Annotated in this window: 9 protein-coding genes; 6 read left to right on the forward strand and 3 right to left on the reverse strand. The window is 59.4% G+C overall.

Translation table 11 applies throughout. From position 1 onward, the window contains the following. The 3 genes from NW819_RS05250 to NW819_RS05260 all read left to right on the forward strand — a co-directional run. A partial coding sequence (locus tag NW819_RS05250) for a glutamate ligase domain-containing protein (protein WP_414413108.1) occupies positions 1–433 on the forward strand: 433 nt, incomplete at its 5' end. 107 nt (positions 434–540) lie between these two features. Continuing rightward, positions 541–765: a DUF3134 family protein gene (locus tag NW819_RS05255; protein WP_011433626.1), complete on the forward strand. Its 225-nt coding sequence runs from the start codon at positions 541–543 to the stop codon at positions 763–765. Positions 766–1,053: 288 nt separating this feature from the next. Further along, a complete protein-coding gene (locus tag NW819_RS05260) occupies positions 1,054–1,386 on the forward strand; it encodes a fasciclin domain-containing protein (RefSeq protein WP_414387847.1) in 333 nt (110 codons plus the stop codon). Between the two features lie 124 nt (positions 1,387–1,510). On the opposite strand, the gene NW819_RS05265 is transcribed toward NW819_RS05260, so the two are convergent. Next, positions 1,511–1,753, reverse strand: coding sequence for a hypothetical protein (locus NW819_RS05265; RefSeq protein WP_414357385.1), 243 nt, complete (start codon positions 1,751–1,753; stop codon positions 1,511–1,513). Positions 1,754–1,929: 176 nt separating this feature from the next. On the opposite strand from NW819_RS05265, the gene NW819_RS05270 reads away from it, so the two are divergent. Then, positions 1,930–2,838 (forward strand): cyanophycinase, encoded by a 909-nt coding sequence (locus tag NW819_RS05270; RefSeq protein ID WP_414342426.1) that lies wholly within the window; start codon positions 1,930–1,932, stop codon positions 2,836–2,838. After that, positions 2,835–4,640, forward strand: coding sequence for a 2-succinyl-5-enolpyruvyl-6-hydroxy-3-cyclohexene-1-carboxylic-acid synthase (gene menD, locus NW819_RS05275; RefSeq protein WP_414413109.1), 1,806 nt, complete (start codon positions 2,835–2,837; stop codon positions 4,638–4,640). The genes NW819_RS05270 and menD overlap by 4 nt, the downstream gene beginning before the upstream one ends. Here menD and miaA read toward each other — a convergent pair. After that, positions 4,564–5,628 (reverse strand): tRNA (adenosine(37)-N6)-dimethylallyltransferase MiaA, encoded by a 1,065-nt coding sequence (miaA, locus tag NW819_RS05280; protein ID WP_414413110.1) that lies wholly within the window; start codon positions 5,626–5,628, stop codon positions 4,564–4,566. The genes menD and miaA overlap by 77 nt on opposite strands. 124 nt (positions 5,629–5,752) lie before the next feature. On the opposite strand from miaA, the gene NW819_RS05285 reads away from it, so the two are divergent. Beyond that, positions 5,753–6,607 carry a hypothetical protein gene (locus NW819_RS05285; protein ID WP_414413111.1) on the forward strand — a complete coding sequence of 285 codons (855 nt, stop codon included), beginning with the start codon at positions 5,753–5,755 and terminating at the stop codon, positions 6,605–6,607. Between the two features lie 87 nt (positions 6,608–6,694). Here the strand turns inward: NW819_RS05285 and rpe are convergent, their stop codons facing one another. Further along, complete coding sequence (gene rpe, locus NW819_RS05290; RefSeq protein WP_414413112.1) at positions 6,695–7,405, reverse strand: ribulose-phosphate 3-epimerase; 711 nt, start codon at positions 7,403–7,405, stop codon at positions 6,695–6,697. Positions 7,406–7,515: the final 110 nt, after the last annotated feature.

The raw sequence follows: 7,515 nt of genomic DNA on the forward strand, positions 1-7,515 counted from the left end.
TCTGGAGGGGCGCAACCGCCATCTCAAGCTGGCAGGAGATGTGGAAATCTGGGACGAAACCTACAACGCCTCGCCGGAAGCGATGATCGCGGCTCTACACCTGCTGGCCCAAACCCCGGGAAAACGGCGCTGGGCCATTCTCGGCCCGATGCGGGAGTTGGGAGAGCATGCGCCTCAGCTCTATGCAGAGGTGGGTCGGGCGGCTGCCCCTCTGGGGCTGGATCGGATCTTGCTCTTGGATCCCGAAGGAGAAATGCAACCGCTGCTCGACCAAAAACCGGCAGCCCAGACAGAACGCTGCGAGGAGGTATCCGAACTGCTGGAAATCTTGCTCCATCACGTGCAAGCCGGGGATCGGCTGCTGTTCAAGGCAGCGCGGGCTGTTGAACTGGAGCGGGTGCTGCACCGCTTTTTGCAGGAGTGGCAGGCATAGGCTAAACTGAGGGATATATCGATGGAAAGCCCGCGTCCCTCGGTTGAGAGGAGATCAATCCAAGCCGAGTTCATTCCTCGTCGATAACTGCCCTTTTTCCGTACGGCATGTACTACCACAATCCCTCTCTGCGCGAAGAGCCCCGCGATCAGCCGCCAACGGTGGTGCCCTCTCCTAGCAGCCTCTCCATTCTTGACTGGTTGCGCAAAGAGGGCCGGTTGATCGAGCAGCCCATTGAGGTCCCTGAGATGATTTTGGAAGAAGACATCGACGATATCGACGATTTGATCGGGGACGACTACGACGAAGACTTCGAGCCGGAAGAAGAGTAAGCACAACTGCCAGGATTATTACGAGCTCGTTGACTCATTTATCCCTTTGCTCGGCACCGTGAGGGTGTTATTTTTCGTGCTGCCGCTGGATAGACAGCTCGAGCAAACAAAACAGTACAGTCGTTTCAGGTTAGAGTGAGACGCCTGAGCTACCAAGAAAAGTCTTCCAGCCCCGCGCATTCAACGCTTCAGGTGTGGGTGCAGCGTTTTAGTTTGAATCAGAATGATTATAGATGCAGACAAACGTAACTGATCCCTCAGCCTCAAGGGATCCTTTTTCAGCCTGTTTTGGATTGCTCACCACCACCCTGCGATGATTGTTGCAAATCTAACCTTAGTGGAAGATACCCCCGCAGCCTTTGTAAGAAAGCATCTTGGGGCAGTAGAAACATCTTTTTCGGGGACTTTTTTCGATTTCTCACTTACCATGCAGTGCCCGGCAAAGTTCTCTCTACCTCTTTGGAAGCTGGGGAAGTGGTTACGGTCGAAGGATCTCCTGTGGAGATCTCTTTGGCTGATGGTGTCAAGGTCAACGATGCCAATGTGGTAACAGCCGACATTGAAGCTTCCAACGGTGTCATCCACGTGATCGACAAGGTGATCTTGCCTCCACAAGGGTGACCTACCAACGCCATGGATTCTAGGCCCTTCAGGGTCTAGCCCTCTGGCAGCCCCTGCTCTGGTGGCGGGGGTTTTGTATTGGGATCCCCAGCTATTCCGTTCTTTGGGCAAGGGATCCCCAATTTCATAGGTCGATGCCAACGCTGGAAGCGTAGATTGCCTCCACCGATACAGCGGACACCCGTTGAGGACGCACGATCATGTACTCATTGTCCATTTGCTTGGGCAAGGTGATGAACTCTTCGCCGCCCACCATGAGGTTGTTGATCAACTCCGTGTATTCTCTGGCTTCTTTGACCCGTACCTGCATGGTTTGTCCACCTTCCAGCATGATGTGGACAAGATATCCGTCAGGTTTTCTGGCCATGGATGCTCCTGCTGGGTGAACCGAAGGGTATTCCTACGAACATTATTCCCCCTTTCGAGACCCCTAACCAACCCCTGACTCTTCCGTGAAATCTGGAATTGAGCTGCGCCAAACCGAATTCCAAGCCGTAGCATAGTGAAAGTGAAATGTGCCCATTTTAATCTTCCTCGCGCTCCATGCCCCATTTGCCTGATGTTTCTGCCGCCCACCGTGAGCTGGAGTGGAACGGAGTTCCTTCCACGCCGACAAACGACGCCCAACCCCTAAGCCGCCCTACTGTGAAGGATCCCATCACCGCCCGTTCCGACATCATCGCCGTCGGGGGAGCAGAGGATAAGGAAAATGAGCGCCACATCCTTTGGGAGTTCTTCCGCCGAGCGGGGGGAAAGTCTGCCCACATCACCATCGTGCCCGCGGCTTCTGGGATCCCGGCGGTGCTGGGGGAGATCTACGCCAACATTTTTCAGCAGATGGGGGCGGCCAGCCTCCAAGTTCTAGATATCCGCAGCCCGATGGAGGCAAGGGATCCCGATAACGTTGAGAAAATCCGCTTCTCCACCGGCATCTACTTTACGGGTGGGGATCAGGAGCGGCTGGCGGAGGTGCTGGCCCACAGCGAGCTGATGGAGGCCATTCGACAGCAGTGGCAGCGGGGGCAGACGGTAATTGCCGGAACCAGCGCCGGAGCTTCTGCGTTGGGGCAGCAGATGATCTCCCGCGGCTACAGCGGGGAACCGCCCACGCCGGCAATTGTAACGGTGAAGACGGGCTTGGGCCTTTTGCCTCGCGTCATCATCGATCAACATTTCCATCAGCGCAATCGCCTGGTGCGGCTGGTTACGGCGGTGGCCCACTATCCCCAATGTTTGGGTATCGGCATTGATGAGAATACGGCGGTGGTGATCCAGGCCGACGATGTGATGGAGGTGATCGGCTTGGGGACGGTGACGATTGTGGACGGGACGCAACTGTACTCGACCGTTCAGGAGGCGGCGGCGGATGAGTATTTTCGGCTGCACAATGCCCGCATTCACTTTTTGCCGCCGGGATCCCGATTCGATCTCAACACCTTGTCTCCGCTGTGACCGGTGAAAACTTTGTCCTGCCGAGGCGGCTGGACTGGCGCAACCTCAACACCCTCTGGGGATCCCTATTGGCCGAAACCTTGAGTCGGCTGGGTTGCCGTTTAGCGGTGGTGTGTCCGGGATCCCGCTCAGCCCCCCTGACCTACGCCCTGGCCCAGCACCCCGACATCGAGGCGATCCCGGTGCTGGATGAGCGGTCGGCAGCCTTTTTTGCGCTGGGATTGGCCCAGCAAACCCGGCGGCCCATTCCCCTGGTGTGTACTTCCGGCAGCGCTGGCGCTCACTTTTTCCCAGCTCTCATCGAGGCGGCAGAAAGTGGCTGGCCGCTTTTGGTTTTGACGGCGGATCGGCCCCCGGAGATGCGCCACTGCCGCGCCGGCCAAGCGATTGACCAGGTGAAGCTCTACGGCCATTACCCCAACTGGCAGGCGGAGTTGGCCCTGCCCAGCGCGGATCCAGAAGCCCTGGCCTACTTGCGCCAGACCCTGGTTCACGCCTGGGAGCGCACCCTTTACCCCTTCCCCGGCCCTGTGCATTTGAATGTGCCCTTCCGGGATCCCCTGGCTCCCATTGCTGACGGCAGCACTGCGCCGCTGCTCCATCTACAGGAAGATCCGGAGTTTGAGAAGACCTTTTTTCGTGGAGTTGCTCCTCCATGCACCGGCTCTTCCTTGCAGGCGGTGCGGAGCCCTTTTCAGACGGAGACGGTTTCTTTTTGGCAGGAGTGGCGCAGCTGTGAGCGGGGGGTGATCTTGGCGGGGCCGGCTCAACCGCTGGATCCTCAGCGCTATGTGGAGGCAGTGGCCCGTTTGGCGACGGCTTTGGGGTGGCCGGTGCTGGCGGAGGGGCTTTCTCCCCTGCGCAACTACGCTTCCCTCAACCCCTATCTCATCACCACCTACGACCTCATCCTGCAGCGGGATCGGCCCCAGCTTTGGCCGGAGCAAGTCATCCAACTGGGATCCCTGCCCACCAGCAAAGCGCTGCGGCAAACCCTGGCCAAGGTTGCTCCCCGCGTTTGGCGGTTGGATCCCCGCCCTGAGAATGGGGATCCCCTGCACAACCCCACCACCCATTTGCCTTTTGCCGTGGAAGAGTGGGTCTCCGGGATCCCGGAAGCGCCGGCCAAGCGAACAACTTTTCTGCAGGGCTGGCTGACAGCCGAAGCGCAAATCCGGACCGCCTTAGACCAGGCTATGGCTGACCTGCCGGAGTGGTTTGAGGGTAGGATAGCCTGGTGGCTGGCCCGCCACCTGCCGCCAGAGACTCCGCTGTTTATTGCCAACAGCACGCCGGTGCGGGATGTGGAGTGGTTTTGGCCCCCCAACGACCGCCGCATCCGGCCCTACTTCAACCGCGGCACCAACGGCATCGATGGCCTTCTCTCTACCGCCTTCGGGGTGGCCCACCGGCAGCGCCCGACGGTGTTGCTAACCGGGGATCTGGCCTTTTTGCACGACTGCGGCGGCCTGCGGCTTGGCCCTCACCTGCAGGGATCCCTGACCATTCTCCTCATCAACAACCAGGGGGGTGGGATTTTCGAGCTGCTGCCCATCGCTGAGGTGGGCCCACCCTTCGAGCCCTATTTCGCCACGCCCCAGGCGGTGGATTTTGCCCTGCTCTGTCAGGCCCACCACATTCCCCATCGCCGAGTGGAAAGCTGGCAGGAGCTGGCCGAAGCTCTGGATCCCTTACCTGCCCAAGGGGTGCGGGTGTTGGAGATCCTTACGGATCGAAAAGCCGATGCTCGGCGGCGGCGGGACTGGTTTCAACAGTGGTCGGAGCTGCCATCCAAGCCTTGACCTGCTTCCAGATCTGCTCCGGCAAATCCTCAGCTTCGCAGTCCAGCCACAGGGCCACGCATCGACCCCTTCCCGACAGGGTGCCGTAGGCATGGCCCTTTTGGATCCCCAGCATGGCTCGAAACCAAGTCATCTGCCGCTTGGCAAATTGGCGGGTGCGCCGCACAATCAGGGGCTGCAGCTCGGCTTCCGGGATCCGCCCCTCCAGGTAAGCGCCGATCTCCGCATAGCCCAAGGTCTGCAAGAGGGGTAAGTCTGGCCCGTAGCGCTCCCGCAGGGTTTTCACCTCCTCGATCCACCCCCGCTCCATCATCTCCGCCGTGCGCCGGGCAATGCGTTGTTCCAAACGGGGCATTGGGCAGCGCAGCCCCAGGATCAAGATGGGGTAATGGGGGGGATGAGCCCGCCTTAGGCTGGAAGCCGGCTTCCCGGTGGTGTAAACGATCTCCAAAGCACGCAGCGTGCGCACTGCGTCATGGGGATGAATGTGCTGGGCGGCAACGGGATCCAACTGCTGCAGCCAGGCGTAGCGGATCTCAGGGGGCCAAGTTTCCAGTTGTCTTCTCAGTTGGGGCTGCGGGGGTACAGCAGGGATCCCTAGGCCGGAGGTTACCGACTGGATGTAGAGACCGGTGCCCCCCACCAGGATGGGCGTCTGTCCCTGCCGATGGGCCTCGGCGATGCGGGTTTGGGCCGCCTGTTGGAACTCGGCCACCGTGTAGGTGTGGCAGGGATCAACAATGTCGATCAACTCGTGGGGCCAGAGAGCCCGCTCAGCAGGGGTAGGCTTGGCTGTGCCGATGTCGAACTCGCGGTAGACCTGGCGAGAGTCCGCATTCAACAACGGGGATCCCAGCCGTTGGGCCAAAAGCAGCGCCTGTCGAGATTTCCCGGTGGCCGTGGGGCCGGCAATGACGATCAATCCCGGCCATCCTGGCCGGTCGGAAGCTGCTGCAGCGGGAATGCCATTCTCGAGGGTAATGCGCATTCGCTACCCAAACCATCGGCAGGGCAGACTGGCAAGCAACTTTCCTCAGAGACCAGATTAAGATTCTCGAAGAACCTTGTCTCTTTGGGTTAGGATCGGTTACTTACTACCCTGCTTTTTTGCTGTGCTGATCTCATCCTACATTCCTGCTTCGACGGTTTTGAGGGGCAATGGGCCACAGCCGCAGCCAGTGGCGCAGTTTTTACCTCTCCGGCTAGAGCTGTTCGCAAGGCGCGGCCTCAGCCAGATTGGACGGGCAATTGGAACAGGGTTGCTGATGGCTATGCTCATAGGTGTCCCTTGCTCGGCGCGGGGGGAGACCTTGGTGCTCAAGCAGGGAGAAGTGCGCACTCTGCCCCTGTTGCAAACCCGGGCCCGGCTGCCCTTGCAAATGGAAATGCTCTATCTGGGCATGGTCGAGGAGCGCTTCTTGAGCTACGCCCGCGCCAACAATTGGGAGACCATTTCCAGCGACCGGGAGGATCCCCGCTGGAGCCGCTGGCAACTGCGTCCTGGGGGTGAAGCCCTTTACCTGCCCGATTCCCCTTCATCTCAGAACTCCTTGGAGCCCCCCATCTATGCCCGTGGGTTTTATGTGCAAGCCTATTTTGTCGGCGGGCGCCTGGCGGGAATGCACCTGATTCGCAACCCTGAAGAGCCGGGCTTCAACTTGAAGGCCCTGCAAAGGCTTATCCGCGCCTGGTTTCCCGATAATCGCCTGATGTTGCATTACCAAATACTGCCAGAGGATCCCGAGCAGCAGGTGCTGGGCGCCTATCTGGGCACCATTCCTCCCCCCTACCTTGCCGATATTCGGCGCAACCGCGTGCCTTTTTGTCAGACTTTTCTCAGCCCCACTTCGCCGCAGCCGATCATCCCACCCTCCGTCGATGGGCCTCCCCATTGCCTGGGCACAACTGCCGTCAACAGCGGGACGGGGCCTTACGCTGCCCAGAAAGGGGCTGCTGCTTTGCGCTAAAGGCACGTGAGGAGTTGGCTCAGCGCAGCGCTGGGGTCAAGCCGGATTTCAGTAAGGGAGCAGTTTCCTTCAAAATGAACTGTCACCTTAAACTGTCACCAGCTCGGGACGGCGGCTGCTGCGAATGCTGCGAATGGCTTCTGCATAGTCTTTGGCTTTGAACACTGCCGAACCGGCCACAATGGCATTGGCTCCTGCCTCGATCACCTGCCAAGCGTTGCTGGCTTTGATGCCGCCATCCACCTCGATCCAGGGATCCAGGCCCCGCTCATCGCACATGGCCCGCAACTGGCGAATTTTGGGCACCACTGCCGGAATGAAGCTTTGCCCGCCAAATCCGGGGTTGACACTCATGATCAACACCAGATCCACCAGATCCAGCACGTATTGGATCAGCTCCAAAGGGCTGGCCGGATTGAGCACCACGCCCGCTTGCTTGCCCAGATCCTTGATTTGGCTGAGGGTGCGATGCAGGTGGATGGTGGAGCTGGACTCTGCGTGCACGGAAATGATATCGGCCCCTGCTTTGGCAAAATCCGCCACATAGTTCTCCGGCTCTACAATCATCAGGTGGACGTCCAGGGGCTTAGCCGTCACCGGGCGCAGCGCTTCCACCACCAACGGGCCGATGGTGATATTGGGCACAAAGCGGCCATCCATCACATCCACATGGATCCAGTCGGCTCCTGCCTCATCCACTGCCCGTACTTCCTCCCCCAACCGGCTGAAATCGGCTGAAAGGATGGAAGGGGCGATGACAATCGGCTTTTGCCCAGAGGTCGCTGACGGCTGCACCATGGTGAGTCCTGGGGATTGAAAACAGAGAAACGGAGAAACCTGCTCCTCTATGGTACGGGGTTTGATCCCCTTTGCAAAGCGTCATATCCCCTGATACATTTACGCTGAAC

Source organism: Synechococcus sp. R8-2, from assembly GCF_047461715.1.
GTDB lineage: Bacteria > Cyanobacteriota > Cyanobacteriia > Thermostichales > Thermostichaceae > Thermostichus.

Bases quoted from the DNA above. Each gene is read 5' to 3' on its own strand.
- NW819_RS05255 (WP_011433626.1), top strand. From the start codon at position 541: ATGTACTACCACAATCCCTCTCTGCGCGAAGAGCCCCGCGATCAGCCG.
- NW819_RS05265 (WP_414357385.1), bottom strand. From the start codon at position 1,753: ATGGCCAGAAAACCTGACGGATATCTTGTCCACATCATGCTGGAAGGT.
- NW819_RS05270 (WP_414342426.1), top strand. From the start codon at position 1,930: ATGCCCCATTTGCCTGATGTTTCTGCCGCCCACCGTGAGCTGGAGTGG.
- miaA (WP_414413110.1), bottom strand. From the start codon at position 5,628: ATGCGCATTACCCTCGAGAATGGCATTCCCGCTGCAGCAGCTTCCGAC.
- rpe (WP_414413112.1), bottom strand. From the start codon at position 7,405: ATGGTGCAGCCGTCAGCGACCTCTGGGCAAAAGCCGATTGTCATCGCC.